A 13,246-nucleotide genomic window follows, 5' to 3' on the forward strand; every position below is an offset into this window, starting at 1 on the left:
CGTCAGGCGTTTTCAAAGGTGCGCAGCCGTTCGACGAGCTGCGCGAGGGCTTGTGCACGATGGCTCACGCTGTTCTTCTCGGCCTTGGTCAGTTCGGCGGCGGTCTTGCCGAGATTGGGCAGCAGGAAGTGTGGGTCGTAGCCGAAGCCGCCGTCGCCGCGCGGTGTGTCGATCACCTCGCCAAACCAGTTGCCTTCGGCAATGATCGGCTGCGGGTCATCGGCATGGCGCACGTAGACAAGCACGCAAACATAGTGTGCTCCGCGATCGGCTTTGCCGACCAGTTCGCGGACGAGGCGGGCGTTGTTGGCGGCGTCCGATTTGGGCTCGCCCACCAGTTGCGCATAGCGCGCGGAATACACGCCAGGCGCGCCGCCCAACGCATGCACGCAGATGCCGGAGTCGTCTGCCAACGCAGGCAGGCCCGACGCACGGCTCGCGTGGCGCGCCTTGGTGAGCGCGTTTTCAACGAACGTCGCATAGGGCTCTTCCGCCTCGGGAATGCCGAGCGCGCCTTGCGGCGTCACGTCGAACCCGAGGGTGCCCAGCAGCGTGTTGAACTCGGCCAGCTTGCCGGCGTTGTTTGATGCGAGAATGATCTTGCGCATGGCCGTGTCGATCACAGGCCCAGCGCCTGCTTCTGCAGGCTGATCAGCGTGCGGATGCCTTGATCGGCCAAGCCCAGCATTGCATCCATTTCGGCACGCGAGAACGGCGTGCCTTCCGCGGTGCCTTGCACTTCCACAAAGCCGCCACTGCCGGTCATGACGACGTTCATGTCGGTATCGCAGGCGGAGTCTTCGGGGTAGTCCAGATCGAGCACCGGTACGCCGTCGACCACCCCGACCGATACGGCTGCCACGAAGTCGCGGACCGGGTCGCCCACCAACTGGCCCTTTTCGCGCATGACCGAGACAGCGTCATATGCCGCGACGAACGCGCCGGTAATGCTGGCCGTGCGCGTGCCGCCATCGGCCTGCAGCACGTCGCAGTCGAGATGCAGCGTGTGCTCGCCCAGCGCGCGCAGATCGAACACTGTACGCATCGCGCGGCCGATCAGGCGCTGGATTTCCTGCGTGCGGCCGCTCTGCTTGCCGCGTGCGGCCTCGCGGTCGGAGCGCGTGTGCGTCGAGCGCGGCAGCATGCCGTATTCGGCTGTCACCCAGCCCTCGCCGCTGCCCTTTTTGTGCGGCGGCACCTTGGGCAGCACGCTGGCCGTGCAGAGCACTTGCGTGTCGCCAAAGCACACCAGCACCGAGCCTTCGGCATGGCGCGTGAACTTGCGGGTGAGGGTGACAGGGCGGAGTTGGTCGGGCTGGCGGCCGCTGGGTCGCATGTGGGGTCTCGCTTAAGAAACGGATAGCCCGACATGATACCGGCCCGCGCTGCGCTCAGCAGGGCGGGCCGGAGGAGGGGGTCTGCGCTGTGGCGCTTAGCGCGTCAGATTGCTCGTCTTGTCAATGGCGGCGCGGATTTCAGCGATGGAGCGCTCGATTTCCTCTTCCGACATCAGCCCCGATTCGCTTTGCGGCGCGTCCAGGATGGACGTGGTGAAGGCGTTTAGCGGGAGGGTGTCGGTCTGCACCGAATCCTGCGTAGTGGTCACAGCGTCCAGCTCCCACATCATGGAGATGGCGGTGGTGTTGTCTGCCGAGTCGCCGGCATTGCGCAATGCGCGGGCAATCAGCTCAGGAATCGCCTGCGTGACCGAGAAGCTTGTGCAGGTGTCGATCAGTTCGTCTTCCTGCACGCTGCCCCACAGTCCGTCGGAGCACAGCATGGCGACGTCGCCTGGCTCAAGGTTCACCGGCCCGCCGATGTCGATCAGCGGCAGATTGGGCGAGCCCAGGCAGTTGTAGATCTTGTTGCGCTCGGGGTGGTTCGCGACCTGCATCGGCAGTACACGGTCTTGTTGCAGCAGGTTCTCGATCTTGGAGTGATCGCGCGTGCGCGTCACCAGTTCACCCTTGCGCATCAAATACATGCGCGAATCGCCGGCGTGCGCCCAGTGCAGCGAGCCGCGCTGGGCGAGCGCGCAGACGATTGTCGTGCGCGGCGCATCCGGCAGGCCGTTCGTCTCGGCATAGCGGTGGATGTCGCGGTGCGCGAGCATGATGCTCTCGTGCAGGAAATCACGCGGATTGCGGATCGACGGACGTGCGTGGCGCTGGAACTGGCGCGCCATGGTCTGCAGCGCCTGCTGGGCAGCAACTTCGCCCAGCGAATGCCCGCCCAGGCCGTCGCAGAGCACCATCAGCATGGCGTCGCGCGTGAAGCAGTAGCCCATGCGGTCCTGGTTGACGCGTCGCGCGCCTTTCTTGCTTTCCTGATAAACCGAGAATCGCATTGCGGCTAGATGAGTATTCGGTGAGGGGATGCGGTGCAGCGGCTAGTCCCGCCGAGTGTTGCACCTTTTGGAATCATACTCCGCCTATGGGTGGCGGCTTGGCGGTCAACTGTCCCGGCGGCGCAACAGCCGGCTCATGAAACGCGTTGTCAACGCCTCTTTTTCTTCCGGCACCGGGCCACCCTGTGTGATGGCGGTCAACGCTTGCAACTCGGTCAGCGCGTTGCTTTCTTCACGCAGCACCTTTTGCAGGCGGAACACGCTCTGCGGGCGCTCTTCAGGCTTCATCTTCAGGCACCAGCCAACCAGATCGATCAGGCTGGCTGTGTAGACCTTGCGCAGGCGCTCCAGGCCTTCTTCCAGCTTGTCGTCTTTCTCGCGCTGCGTGGCTTCCTGGGGCGGCGTGCCGGCCATGCAGGCATAGATGGTGGCGCCGATGCTATAGATGTCCGTCCACGGGCCCAGCTCGTTGTGCTTGCGGTACAGCTCCGGTGCGGCAAAGCCCGGCGTGTACATCGGCTGGAAGCGCGAGGCTTCGGCGGTGAGCGTCTGCCGTGCAGCGCCAAAATCGAGCAGGATCGGCGAAAAATCTTCGCGCAGGTAGATATTGCCGGGCTTGATATCGAGGTGCAGCAGCTTGTGGATGTGGACTTCGCGCAGCCCGCTCATCAGGTCATGGAAGACCTGGCGGATGAAGCGCTCGCGCAGCATCTTCAGCTTGCCCTGCTGACGCGCGGTGAGGATGTGCTCCTGCAGCGTCTTACCCTGCTCATACGTCATCACCATATAGACGGTGCCGTTTTCCCGAAAGAAATTGAGCACGCGCACGATGGCAGGGTGGGAAATCTTGGCCAGTGACCGGCCTTCTTCAAAAAAGTACTTGAGCCCCAGGCGGAACGCACTCGCGCTTTCTTCGGGCACGACAGGAATCAATTCGCCGGGCGCGCGACGGGCCAGCGAAGACGGCAGGTATTCCTTCACGGCCACCGGCGTCCCATGTTCGTCGGTGGCGAGATAGACGAAGCTGAACCCCCCGCTGGCCAACTTCTTTACAATACGATAATTGGACAGCAAGGTGCCGACCGGCAACGGTGCACTGCGTGGCTGTCCTGAGCCTTTTGACTCTGTCATGGGTTTGTGTGGCGAAATGGCTGTCGGATTCTCCCTGACCAGTCCACACGTTGTAAAGCGACAAAAGGTGGGGGATTCCCCGCCAATTCCGGGCGTTAAATAACCGCCGCCGGATTTTCCGACTCGATCAAGAACAACACACCACGATTCCATGATCCACAGCATGACCGGCTACGGCGTTGCCACACGCCAGGCAGCCTTTACCGATGCCCATGGCGCACCCAGCGGGAGCGTCGCCACCGTCTCGGTCGAGTTCCGCACCGTGAACTCGCGCTTCCTCGATCTGCTGTTCCGCGCGCCGGAAGAGTGCCGTGCCTTCGAGCCGGCCCTGCGCGAAATGCTGATGGGCGCACTGTCGCGCGGCAAGCTGGAGTGCCGGATCAACCTGCAGCGCCAGGAAGCCGCCAGCGATGTCGCAGCGCTCAATGTGGAACTGCTGCAACAACTGGCCAAGCTTGAGCAGGCGGTCACGCCCCACCTGCCGGCATCGGGTTCGCTGCGCATGGGTGAAATCCTACGCTGGCCCGGCGTGCTGGCCGAGCCCCAACTGACACAGGACGCGTTGCGCGACGCCGTGATCGAGGCAGCCAAAGAGGCGCTCAAGCAACTTCTGGAATCGCGCCGTCGCGAAGGCGATGCGCTCAAGGCCGTGCTGCTCGACCGTGCTGACGCAATGCTCGCCATCGTCGACAAGCTCACGCCGATGGTGCCGGTCCTGATCCAGCAGCATCAGGACAAGCTGACCGAACGCCTGCGCGAGGCGTTTGGCCTGGCCGCGCCCGAAGGCACGCCGGCACTGACGCGCGACGAGCTGTCGGAGCGCATCCGCCAGGAAGCTACCGTCTACGGCATCCGCATCGACATCGCCGAAGAACTTTCGCGCCTCCAGGCGCACCTGCGCGAGACGCGCCACATCCTGGAGAAGGGCGGCCAGATCGGCAAGCGCCTCGATTTCATGATGCAGGAGTTGAACCGCGAGGCGAATACGCTCGGCTCGAAGGCCGCCGCCAAGGAACTAGCCGATGCATCGATGGAACTCAAGCTGCTCATCGAGCAGATGCGTGAGCAGGTCCAGAACCTCGAATAACTTGAAACGATAGAACCAGAACATGCCATCCTCTCAAGCGCACTCTGCCGTTGATACGCCCATCGAGAATCATTTTCCCGGCAGCCTGTTCATGGTCGTGGCACCGTCCGGCGCCGGCAAGTCGACGCTGGTGAATGCGCTGCTGGCGCAGGATTCGTCGATTCGCCTGTCGGTCTCAGCTACGACGCGCAAGCCGCGTCCGGGCGAGCAGCACGGCCGCGAGTACAACTTCATGACCGTCGAGGAGTTCAAGGCTTGTCGTGATCGCGGCGAGTTTCTCGAATGGGCCGAGGTACACGGCAACTACTACGCCACTTCGCGCGTGTGGATCGAAGAACAGATGCGCGCCGGCACCGACGTGCTGCTCGAGATCGACTGGCAGGGCGCTCAACAGGTGCATCAGCGTTTTTCCAATGCCGTCGAAATCTTCATCCTGCCGCCATCGCTCCCTGCGCTGGAAGAACGTCTGAAGAAGCGCGGACAGGACGAGCCGAATGTGATCGTGCGCCGCCTGCTGGCGGCGGGCTCCGAGATGGCGCACGCGCCCGAGGCCGACTACGTGATCATCAACGAAGTGTTCGATACCGCATTGGCCGAACTGCGCACCGTGGTGCAGGCCACGCGCCTGCGCTTCGGTGCCCAGAAGGCGCGCCACGGCGAGTTGTTCGTCGAGCTGGGCATTCACTGAGCACGCAGCGCAATCACGTTTTCCAGCGCGATTGCGAAAGTGTGGTAGCGCCTGCGCCCAAGAGCTGTCCGAAGGGAGTGCTGCGCTGCTGCTAAAATATCGAGATCAACTAGATTTGCCACCAGGTGGAGTTTTCATGGCGCGTATTACCGTCGAAGATTGCTTGAAACAGATTCCGAATCGCTTCGAACTGGCATTGGCCGCAACGTACCGCGCCCGTCAGTTGGTGCAGGGCCACACGCCCAAGGTCGATGCCAAGGACAAGCCAACCGTGACCGCATTGCGCGAAATCGCATCGGGCCAGGTTGGCATCGAGATGCTCAAGAAGGTTCCGTCCTGAGCTGACACGCGTTACCTGGCATTACCTGGCGTGGTACGCTGCCTCGGTCACTGATCGTTCTTGCGATCTTTCGTGGATGTGAAAGCCGCGAACGCACTAGACCTCCGGCATGCCTACCTCGCCCGTTTCTTCTTCGCCCAGGACCCAACATTCCGCCACGCACGAACACAACGTGCCGTCGGTGGAATCGTCCGCGAGGTCGTCCGGTCCTGAGCCGGGCGCTTCCACGGTCCCTTCCGGGTCTTCCACCGCTTCCATCGTTTCCATGCCGTCATCCGCTTCCGGCTCCGGCCCCGCGTCGCCTCGTACGGGTGCGCCGAACTTGCCTGATCCGCGTGGCGCCGACCTGGTAGGGGAGCGGGCAGCCCTGCCGCCCAAATCGCATAAGGGCGCAAGCGCCGACGCCGCTGGCTCGACAGCCAAGCCGGAGGGCGCCGACACGCTCTTCATTGATGCGGTGCTCGAGCAGACCTATCGGCATCTTTTCGGCCCGACCTCGCAGCCGGCGGCACCGCCTCGCCAACAGGTCGTCTCCATTGCGGGGCTGACCGAAAAGCTGTCGTATCTGAAGCCGGCGGATCTCAAGCTGGTGAAGGAAGCGTTCCACTTCTCCGATGAGGCGCACCTCGGGCAGTACCGCCAAAGCGGCGAGCCGTACATCACGCATCCCGTGGCCGTGGCAGAGATCTGCGCGGGCTGGAAGCTGGATGTGCAATCGATCATGGCGGCGCTGCTGCACGACGTGATCGAAGACCAGGGCGTGACCAAGAGCGAGCTTGCCGAGAAGTTCGGCCCCAAAGTCGCAGAGCTGGTCGACGGCCTGACCAAGTTGGACAAGCTTGAATTCCAGAGCCGCGAACAGGCGCAAGCCGAGAGCTTCCGCAAGATGCTGCTCGCGATGGCGCGCGATGTGCGCGTGATTCTCGTCAAGCTCGCCGATCGTACGCACAACATGCGCACGCTCGACCACGTGCCGCCGGAGAAGCGGCGCCGCATTGCCGGCGAGACGATGGAGATTTACGCGCCGATCGCGCACCGCCTCGGCCTGAATACGACATACCGGGAGCTGCAGGAACTGAGCTTCCGCATTGGCTCGCCGTTCCGGTACGCCACGCTCGAGAAGGCGGTGAAGGCGGCTCGCGGCAATCGGCGCGAGGTCGTGAGCCGCATTCTGGAAACGGCCCAGCGTGCGTTGACCGACGCGGGCATCCCGGCCGAAATGACCGGGCGCGAAAAAACGCTGTACAGCATTTACCGCAAGATGCACGACAAGCAGTTGTCATTTTCGCAGGTGCTGGATGTGTATGGTTTTCGCGTGGTGGTCGACACGCAGATGCAGTGCTACATGACGATGGGTGCGCTGCACAGCCTGTACAAGCCGATGCCCGGCAAGTTCAAAGACTACATTGCCATCCCCAAGATCAACGGTTATCAGTCGCTGCACACGACGCTGGTGGGCCCGTTCGGCACACCGGTCGAGTTCCAGATCCGGACGCGTGAGATGAACCAGATTGCGGAAGCCGGCGTGGCCGCACACTGGATGTACAAGCAGCACCACGACGAGCCCGATCGCGCGCAGCAGCAAGCGCATCAGTGGCTGCAGTCGCTGCTCGACATCCAAAGCCAGACGGGGGATTCGCAGGAGTTTCTGGAGCACGTCAAGATCGACCTGTTCCCGGATGCGGTCTACGTGTTCACGCCCAAGGGCGAGATCCGCGCGCTGCCGCGCGGTGCTACGGCGCTGGACTTCGCCTACGCTGTGCACAGCGATCTGGGCAACCAGTGTGTGGCGGTCAAGATCAACAACGAACTGCTGCCGTTGCGTACGGAGCTGAAAAACGGCGACATCGTCGAGGTGGTGACGGCGCCGTATTCAAAGCCGAACCCCGCATGGCTCACGTTCGTGCGCACAGGCAAGGCGCGCGCGGCGATCCGGCATTTCCTCAAGACGGCCAAGCTGGATGAGGCGATTCAACTGGGCGAGCGTTTGCTCGAACAGGCGCTGCGTCAGATCGGCATCGACATGAAGGCCGTGTCCGCCCAGGTATGGGAGCGCGTCGTGCAGTGGACGGGCAACAAGGCGCGTGAAGACGTTTTTGCGGATCTCGTGCTCGGCCGCCGGGTGGCCGCCGTGGTTGCGCGCCGTCTCGAAATTCTTCTGCAAGAAGGCGGTCACGACGGCGATGAAGCCTTGATGGCGGCCGTGCATACCTTCGCTGGCGACGAGGCCCCTGCCGTCACCGTGAGTGGCGACGAAGGCATGGCAATGGTGTTCTCTTCGTGCTGCCGCCCGATTCCCGGTGACCCGATCGTCGGCTATATCGGCAAGGGCGAAGGCTTGCAGATCCACGTGCAGGAATGCCGCGTGGCCAAACGTCTGCATGGCAAGGATCCCGAGCATTGGATTGACGTCATGTGGGCGGAGCACACGACACGCGCGTTCGATGTGTCGATCAAGGTGCTGGTGCGCAATACGAAGGGCATTCTGGCGCGTGTCGCCGCCGACCTGACTTCGGCTGACGCCAACGTGGCGCACGTGTCGATGGAGCAAGAGGGCGATCAGGAAGCGACGTACATGACGTTCCTGATCCAGGTGCATGATCGCGTGCACTTGGCCGATGTGATGCGCGCGCTGCGGCGCAACCCGGATGTGATTCGTATTGCGCGAGATCGCGGTGGAGATTGACGCTCCGAGCGGAAACAAAAAAAGGCGAGGCCACATGGCTTCGCCTTTTTTGGTTGTGGCCTGCTAGAGCACACACAAGAGCGCTTTGGCACGACCGGCGCGGACAAATGAAGGGGGCTTCCATTTCTGGAAGCCCCTTTCATTCTCGTATTAGGTTGGCGCGGCTGGCAGGATTCGAACCCACGACCCCTTGGTTCGTAGCCAAGTACTCTATCCAACTGAGCTACAGCCGCAACCGAGAAATGAGATTATACAGAGATTTTTTGCCTTGTGAACCCCCTTCTTCACTTTTTCTTCGAGAGGGGCCAACTTTCTATAATGGAGCCTTGATCCACCGTGGCTTCTTCCATCATGAACAAGGCTTTCGTCCGGGAAGATTCCGGCGACGATGAAGACGATCTGCCCGAGGGCGCTGCGCCCTTGCCGCCGGGTTCCAAGAACTACATCACGCCGGCGGGCTACGAGCGCCTGCGCACCGAGCTGATGCACCTGATCGACACCGAGCGGCCCGAAGTGGTTGGCATCGTGTCGTGGGCGGCATCCAATGGTGATCGCTCCGAAAACGGCGACTACCTTTACGGCAAGAAGCGCCTGCGTGAGATCGATCGTCGCATCCGCTTTCTCACGCGCCGTATCGAGAAGGCCGAGGTTGTCGACGCCAGCTTGCAGGGCGACAACGATCAGATCTTCTTTGGCGCGACGGTTACCTACGCCAACCAGCGTGGTGAAGAGAAGACGATCACCATCGTCGGCATGGACGAGGTGGATCTGGACATCGGGCACGTGAGCTGGATCTCGCCGATTGCGCGTGCGCTCATCAAGGCGCGCGTGGGCGATACGGTGCCGCTGCGCACGCCCACAGGTGTCGAGCAGATCGACATCCTCGAAGTCAAATATCCGCCGCGCACCGCCTGAGCGTTGTGCTCAGGCCGGGTGCCCCAGGCAGTAAGCACCGAAGGCGATGACAGAGCAGGCCGACAGGCGCCGCGCCGTGAGCGACTCCTTCAGGAACAGCCGGCCGAGCAACGCGGCAAACACCACCGATGTTTCGCGCAAGGCCGACACGGGCCCCATCGGCGCGAGCGTCACAGCCCAGATGACGATGCCGTAGGCGATGAGCGAGACTACGCCGCCACCAAACGTCTTGTGCGTGTTGGCGTCACGCAGGTCGATGTTCAACGGGCCTTTCCACACGCGATAGAGCAGCACCATCGGCAGTCCGTCGAGCATGAACAACCATGCCGAGTACGCATTCGCATTGCCGGCTGCCCTTGCGCCGATGCCGTCGCACACCGTGTAGCACGCGATGAATACGCCCGTGGTGAGCGCCGCCAGCGTCGAGCCAAGGTCGGCCTTGCGGCCGCGCGCCAGACTGAGAATGCCGCCGCTCACCAGCACCACGCCCGCGAGCGCAATCACGCCCGGCATTTCGCCCGCGAAGAGCGAGGCGCCCACCGTTACCAGCAGCGGCGATGACCCGCGCGCGATCGGGTACACCTGCCCGAACTCGCCAAACCGATACGCGCGCGCGAGGAACACGTTGTAGCCGACGTGCAGCACCGCGGATAGCGCCACATACGGCCACGCGGCCGGTGCGGGCAATGGCAATGCAATCGCCATCGGTAGTGCTGCCACGCCTGAAGCCAGTGTCATCAGCGTGATGGCGCGCAGGCGGTCCGAGCCGCTTTTCAGCAATGCATTCCATGAGGCGTGGAGCAGGGCGGCGCAGAGAACCAGGGCGATAACGGCGGGGGTCACGATGACGTGGTGCGCGAAGTGAGGATCGGGTCGATTTTTCTCACCCGATGTAGTGTCGGCAAGAGCCAGAAGGCGCCAGCGTAGTGCCAGGAAGTGTGATCAACAATCGATATATACTGACCTGATCTGTGCGAAAAACTCACGCGATATGCGCAAGCTGCCTCCTCTGAATGCCGTGCGCGCGTTTGAATCGGCGGCGCGCCATCTGAGTTTCACGCGTGCGGGCGACGAGCTGAACGTTACGCATGGCGCGATCAGCCGCCAGGTTCAGGCACTCGAGGCGTGGCTCGGCGTGTCGCTCTTTCGCAGGCTGAATCGGCGGGTGGAACTGACTGATGCGGGCCAGCGCTACCTGTCGGAGATTGGCGTAGCACTTGACCGCATCAGCACGTCCAGCCAGGCGCTGCGCGACCGCGACGCGGCGCGCATCCTCCGCGTGAACAGCATCCCGACGTTCACCATGCGCTGGCTGATTCCGCGGCTCTCCACGTTCCAGATGCGCTTTCCGCGCGTGGAGGTGCGGTTGACCACCTCCATCGAAGAGATCGAGGACTTGCCCGACCATTTCGACGTGATCATTCGTGGCGGGCCGGAGATTCATGCGGGGTTTCGATCGGGACGCTTTCTGGACGAGAGCCGCTTTCCGGTGTGCAGCCCTGTGTTGCTGGAGCGCTTGCCGTTGTCGACGCCGTCGGAGTTGCGGCATCACACGCTGCTGCATTCGGACACGCTGCCCTCCGTGTGGCCAAGCTGGCTGGTGCTGGCCGGCGTACCAAACCTGCGGCCTGCGCATGCGCTAACGTTCGAGCATTTCTATCTGTCCATTCAAGCCGCCATCGATGGTTTGGGTGTCGCGATGGGGCCATCGGCGCTTATCACGGATGATCTCGAGGAGGGGCGTCTTGTGGCACCGTTCCCCAATCTCGCGCTGGGCGCGCGCAGCTACTACTGGTACAGCCCTGCGCGCAATCTCGGTGACGAAGTGGTGCAGGCTTTTTGCGCGTGGCTCGGCGAGGACCGGCCACAACGTCACGCAAACGTGAACACATTTCCGATCCCCGGTAACGGAGGTAACGCCGCGTAACACCCTAGAGGCGGAGGCGAAACGCGATGCTACGATGCCCCCAAGCTTGATTGCTTTGGAAAGGAGGTCCCCACATGAAGAAGAACGCGTGGATTCTCGCCGCATGCCTGGCCGCTGCCGGTGTGGCAGGTTCGATCGCCTTGCCGGCGCAGGCGCAGGTGTCGATCGGTGTGCAGATCGGTCCGAGCTACGCGCCGCCACCGCCCCAGTATGAGCCGGTGCCGGTCTTGCAGCCGGGCTACGTATGGGTGCCGGGTTATTGGCAATGGCGCGATGGCCGCTATGTCTGGCGTCGCGGCTATCGCGAACACGGCCGCCCGGGTTATCACTGGCGCGAGCCGCGTTGGGAGCAGGGTCCGCACGGCTGGCAGATGCATGACGGTGGCTGGGACCGCGGCGACGACGGTCGCTGGCGTGGCGGTGATCGGGATCGCGACTGGAATCACTGTCGCCGCGACCGCGACGACCGCTACCACTGCCCCCCGGGCCACGCACGCAAGGGCGAATGCTGATGATGCAACGACAGGCCGGTCATGTACCGGCCTGTTTTTTGCAAGCGAGTCTGTCGACGCCGCAACCCCTGAAAGCGAGGCCGCGGCGCCTTCCGGGAGGCCACATGACAATGGAATCGAATTGGCGCACCGAGCTGTACAAAGACTTTGACGTCTACGTACTGGCCATTCCGCGTGCTGAGCGCAAATCGGACAAGAGCGGGCAGGGACCCACGCAGTGGGATTTTGTCGTGCGCATCTGCGAGTCCGGCGCGGACCCGACGGCCGTCGAAACGCTCGTCGCCCATTCGCATGACGAACGCCCGCTGCCCACGCGTGAAGCCGCTGAAGATGCCGGGCTCACGCGCGGCTATGGCTTGATCGATGAATTGCTGGGGCGCAACGCCGTGCAGCAGTCGATCGATCTCTAACGTTCGCTTACGCCGCGAGCGCTGTATCGCGAATGTGCCGGCGTGCGAACTGCCACCACAGCCAGGTCGCGTCCGGGCCCGGCGCGTGGAAGGCGTAGCGCGGGTCGCCGCCGCTCCAGGCGTGGCCTGTGGCGGTGAGTTGGCACAGGCTGACGATGCATTCGCCGTCGCGTATGTCGTTGCGCAGGACATAGCCCTCGCCGCGCGTGGTTTCGCGTGAGACGTTGCGCCCATCGCCCAGATGATTCAGCGCGCGGAACTGCGCGGCTAACTGCGCTTGGTTGGTGGGGTTGACGGCCTCATCGCGCAGACCGTGCAACAGCATCGTTGGCATGCCGGGATAGGCGGCCACGTTTACCACGCTGGAGAGCGCATCGACGGCGTCGACGCGTGCCCCGCGGCGCATCAGGTTCAATGCAGACGCCGGCGAGCGTGCCACGCCCAAGGCCGGGCCCGAATGTAGCGCCAACGCGGCAAACAACTTCGGATGACGCAATGCCATCAGGCCGGCCAATCCCGCGCCGGCCGACAACCCTGCCAGATACACGCGCGAGGGGTCTGCGCCAGTTTGTGCCAGGGTTTGTTCGATCAGTTGGGCAATGCCGTCGGCCTCGCGCGCGCCAGCGTGCTCCGGGTCATACCAGTGCCAGCAGCATTGCGGATGCGCGCGGCGCGGCTGCTCCGGATACAGCACGATAAAGCCCTCGCGGTCTGCCAGTGCGTTCATGCGCGTGCCATGCGCCAGCACTTCCGCCGATTGTTTGCAGCCATGCAGCATCACCATCAGTGCCGGGGGCTTGCTGCCGCGTGTGGGCGGTGTGTAGAGCCAGTATTCCGGCCGGCGCGCCACCACGGCGGGCGACTCGGGTTCGTAGAGGAACTGTTCGCGGACGAAGGTGCCCTGGGTGGGCGTGGGGCGTACGCGGCGCGGGCTCTCGCCGCGTGTGGTTGGCTTGAGCGGCTTAACCGGTTTAGGCGGCCATGACGGGCGCCCAAAGCCCGGTGTGGTCAGGGCGTCGACCAGGCGGGTGATGGATTTCATCCAATTACGGTGCATGGCGGAGGCAAAGTTGCTCGGATGAGGACGATGGTGCGCGTGCTCTCCGAGAGGTCGCAAGGGGTTTCGGTATTGGTAGGACAGTGTGCCAGCGAGTTTGTTGCAATGCAGCATTGAAAGTGGGCGAAGCGCCGCATTGGCGCCTG

At 63.3% G+C, this 13,246-nt stretch carries 15 protein-coding genes and 1 tRNA gene; 8 read left to right on the plus strand and 8 right to left on the minus strand.

Annotation, left to right across the window (positions count from 1 at the left end):
* Positions 1 to 2: 2 nt before the first annotated feature.
* The 4 genes from rdgB to CFE42_RS16680 form a co-directional block, all read right to left on the minus strand.
* Positions 3 to 608: an RdgB/HAM1 family non-canonical purine NTP pyrophosphatase gene (gene rdgB, locus CFE42_RS16665; protein ID WP_004630942.1), complete on the minus strand. Its 606-nt coding sequence runs from the start codon at positions 606 to 608 to the stop codon at positions 3 to 5.
* Between the two features lie 11 nt (positions 609 to 619).
* Positions 620 to 1,336, minus strand: a complete 717-nt coding sequence (gene rph / locus CFE42_RS16670) for a ribonuclease PH (RefSeq protein ID WP_004630940.1) — start codon at positions 1,334 to 1,336, stop codon at positions 620 to 622.
* Positions 1,337 to 1,432: 96 nt separating this feature from the next.
* Positions 1,433 to 2,347 carry a PP2C family serine/threonine-protein phosphatase gene (locus CFE42_RS16675; RefSeq protein WP_004630938.1) on the minus strand — a complete coding sequence of 305 codons (915 nt, stop codon included), beginning with the start codon at positions 2,345 to 2,347 and terminating at the stop codon, positions 1,433 to 1,435.
* 105 nt (positions 2,348 to 2,452) lie between these two features.
* The gene (locus CFE42_RS16680) at positions 2,453 to 3,478 is read right to left on the minus strand and encodes a serine/threonine-protein kinase (protein ID WP_004630936.1); all 1,026 of its coding nucleotides are present in this window, start codon (positions 3,476 to 3,478) and stop codon (positions 2,453 to 2,455) included.
* 151 nt (positions 3,479 to 3,629) lie between these two features.
* Between CFE42_RS16680 and CFE42_RS16685 the strand changes: the two genes are divergently transcribed.
* From CFE42_RS16685 to rpoZ, 3 genes are all read left to right on the plus strand, one after another.
* Positions 3,630 to 4,565: a YicC/YloC family endoribonuclease gene (locus CFE42_RS16685; protein ID WP_004630934.1), complete on the plus strand. Its 936-nt coding sequence runs from the start codon at positions 3,630 to 3,632 to the stop codon at positions 4,563 to 4,565.
* 22 nt (positions 4,566 to 4,587) lie between these two features.
* Positions 4,588 to 5,253, plus strand: coding sequence for a guanylate kinase (gmk, locus tag CFE42_RS16690; protein WP_004630931.1), 666 nt, complete (start codon positions 4,588 to 4,590; stop codon positions 5,251 to 5,253).
* A gap of 136 nt (positions 5,254 to 5,389) precedes the next feature.
* Positions 5,390 to 5,593, plus strand: coding sequence for a DNA-directed RNA polymerase subunit omega (rpoZ, locus tag CFE42_RS16695; protein WP_004630929.1), 204 nt, complete (start codon positions 5,390 to 5,392; stop codon positions 5,591 to 5,593).
* Positions 5,594 to 5,689: 96 nt separating this feature from the next.
* On the opposite strand, the gene CFE42_RS16700 is transcribed toward rpoZ, so the two are convergent.
* On the minus strand, positions 5,690 to 5,860 hold the full coding sequence (locus CFE42_RS16700) for a hypothetical protein (RefSeq protein WP_009277478.1): 171 nt from the start codon (positions 5,858 to 5,860) through the stop codon (positions 5,690 to 5,692).
* On the opposite strand from CFE42_RS16700, the gene CFE42_RS16705 reads away from it, so the two are divergent.
* Positions 5,859 to 8,279, plus strand: coding sequence for a bifunctional (p)ppGpp synthetase/guanosine-3',5'-bis(diphosphate) 3'-pyrophosphohydrolase (locus tag CFE42_RS16705; protein WP_004630924.1), 2,421 nt, complete (start codon positions 5,859 to 5,861; stop codon positions 8,277 to 8,279). The genes CFE42_RS16700 and CFE42_RS16705 overlap by 2 nt on opposite strands.
* A 156-nt stretch (positions 8,280 to 8,435) precedes the next feature.
* Here CFE42_RS16705 and CFE42_RS16710 read toward each other — a convergent pair.
* A tRNA-Arg gene (locus tag CFE42_RS16710) sits at positions 8,436 to 8,512 on the minus strand.
* A 118-nt stretch (positions 8,513 to 8,630) separates the two neighbouring features.
* Between CFE42_RS16710 and greB the strand changes: the two genes are divergently transcribed.
* Positions 8,631 to 9,194 (plus strand): transcription elongation factor GreB, encoded by a 564-nt coding sequence (greB, locus tag CFE42_RS16715; protein WP_004630922.1) that lies wholly within the window; start codon positions 8,631 to 8,633, stop codon positions 9,192 to 9,194.
* Positions 9,195 to 9,203: 9 nt separating this feature from the next.
* On the opposite strand, the gene CFE42_RS16720 is transcribed toward greB, so the two are convergent.
* Positions 9,204 to 10,037: a DMT family transporter gene (locus CFE42_RS16720; RefSeq protein WP_004630920.1), complete on the minus strand. Its 834-nt coding sequence runs from the start codon at positions 10,035 to 10,037 to the stop codon at positions 9,204 to 9,206.
* Between the two features lie 148 nt (positions 10,038 to 10,185).
* Here CFE42_RS16720 and gcvA point away from each other — a divergent pair, with 148 nt between their 5' ends.
* The 3 genes from gcvA to CFE42_RS16735 all read left to right on the plus strand — a co-directional run bounded on the left by gcvA (position 10,186) and on the right by CFE42_RS16735 (position 12,043).
* Positions 10,186 to 11,121: a transcriptional regulator GcvA gene (gene gcvA / locus CFE42_RS16725; protein ID WP_004630919.1), complete on the plus strand. Its 936-nt coding sequence runs from the start codon at positions 10,186 to 10,188 to the stop codon at positions 11,119 to 11,121.
* Positions 11,122 to 11,195: 74 nt separating this feature from the next.
* On the plus strand, positions 11,196 to 11,633 hold the full coding sequence (locus CFE42_RS16730) for a YXWGXW repeat-containing protein (RefSeq protein WP_004630917.1): 438 nt from the start codon (positions 11,196 to 11,198) through the stop codon (positions 11,631 to 11,633).
* 104 nt (positions 11,634 to 11,737) lie between these two features.
* Positions 11,738 to 12,043 (plus strand): hypothetical protein, encoded by a 306-nt coding sequence (locus CFE42_RS16735; RefSeq protein WP_004630916.1) that lies wholly within the window; start codon positions 11,738 to 11,740, stop codon positions 12,041 to 12,043.
* A 7-nt stretch (positions 12,044 to 12,050) separates the two neighbouring features.
* Here the strand turns inward: CFE42_RS16735 and CFE42_RS16740 are convergent, their stop codons facing one another.
* The gene (locus CFE42_RS16740) at positions 12,051 to 13,085 is read right to left on the minus strand and encodes a PHB depolymerase family esterase (RefSeq protein WP_037044167.1); all 1,035 of its coding nucleotides are present in this window, start codon (positions 13,083 to 13,085) and stop codon (positions 12,051 to 12,053) included.
* Positions 13,086 to 13,246: the final 161 nt, after the last annotated feature.

This window comes from Ralstonia sp. PBBBR1 (assembly GCF_002256165.1).
Classification (GTDB): domain Bacteria; phylum Pseudomonadota; class Gammaproteobacteria; order Burkholderiales; family Burkholderiaceae; genus Ralstonia; species Ralstonia thomasii.

What these genes read in the sequence shown, in the direction of transcription:
- CFE42_RS16705 (WP_004630924.1), top strand. Translation starts at nt 5,859, where the DNA reads ATGCCGTCATCCGCTTCCGGCTCCGGCCCCGCGTCGCCTCGTACGGGT.
- gmk (WP_004630931.1), top strand. Translation starts at nt 4,588, where the DNA reads ATGCCATCCTCTCAAGCGCACTCTGCCGTTGATACGCCCATCGAGAAT.
- CFE42_RS16740 (WP_037044167.1), bottom strand. Translation starts at nt 13,085, where the DNA reads ATGAAATCCATCACCCGCCTGGTCGACGCCCTGACCACACCGGGCTTT.
- greB (WP_004630922.1), top strand. Translation starts at nt 8,631, where the DNA reads ATGAACAAGGCTTTCGTCCGGGAAGATTCCGGCGACGATGAAGACGAT.
- rdgB (WP_004630942.1), bottom strand. Translation starts at nt 608, where the DNA reads ATGCGCAAGATCATTCTCGCATCAAACAACGCCGGCAAGCTGGCCGAG.
- CFE42_RS16735 (WP_004630916.1), top strand. Translation starts at nt 11,738, where the DNA reads ATGACAATGGAATCGAATTGGCGCACCGAGCTGTACAAAGACTTTGAC.
- CFE42_RS16675 (WP_004630938.1), bottom strand. Translation starts at nt 2,347, where the DNA reads ATGCGATTCTCGGTTTATCAGGAAAGCAAGAAAGGCGCGCGACGCGTC.
- CFE42_RS16680 (WP_004630936.1), bottom strand. Translation starts at nt 3,478, where the DNA reads ATGACAGAGTCAAAAGGCTCAGGACAGCCACGCAGTGCACCGTTGCCG.
- rph (WP_004630940.1), bottom strand. Translation starts at nt 1,336, where the DNA reads ATGCGACCCAGCGGCCGCCAGCCCGACCAACTCCGCCCTGTCACCCTC.
- CFE42_RS16700 (WP_009277478.1), bottom strand. Translation starts at nt 5,860, where the DNA reads ATGGAAACGATGGAAGCGGTGGAAGACCCGGAAGGGACCGTGGAAGCG.
- CFE42_RS16685 (WP_004630934.1), top strand. Translation starts at nt 3,630, where the DNA reads ATGATCCACAGCATGACCGGCTACGGCGTTGCCACACGCCAGGCAGCC.
- gcvA (WP_004630919.1), top strand. Translation starts at nt 10,186, where the DNA reads ATGCGCAAGCTGCCTCCTCTGAATGCCGTGCGCGCGTTTGAATCGGCG.
- rpoZ (WP_004630929.1), top strand. Translation starts at nt 5,390, where the DNA reads ATGGCGCGTATTACCGTCGAAGATTGCTTGAAACAGATTCCGAATCGC.
- CFE42_RS16730 (WP_004630917.1), top strand. Translation starts at nt 11,196, where the DNA reads ATGAAGAAGAACGCGTGGATTCTCGCCGCATGCCTGGCCGCTGCCGGT.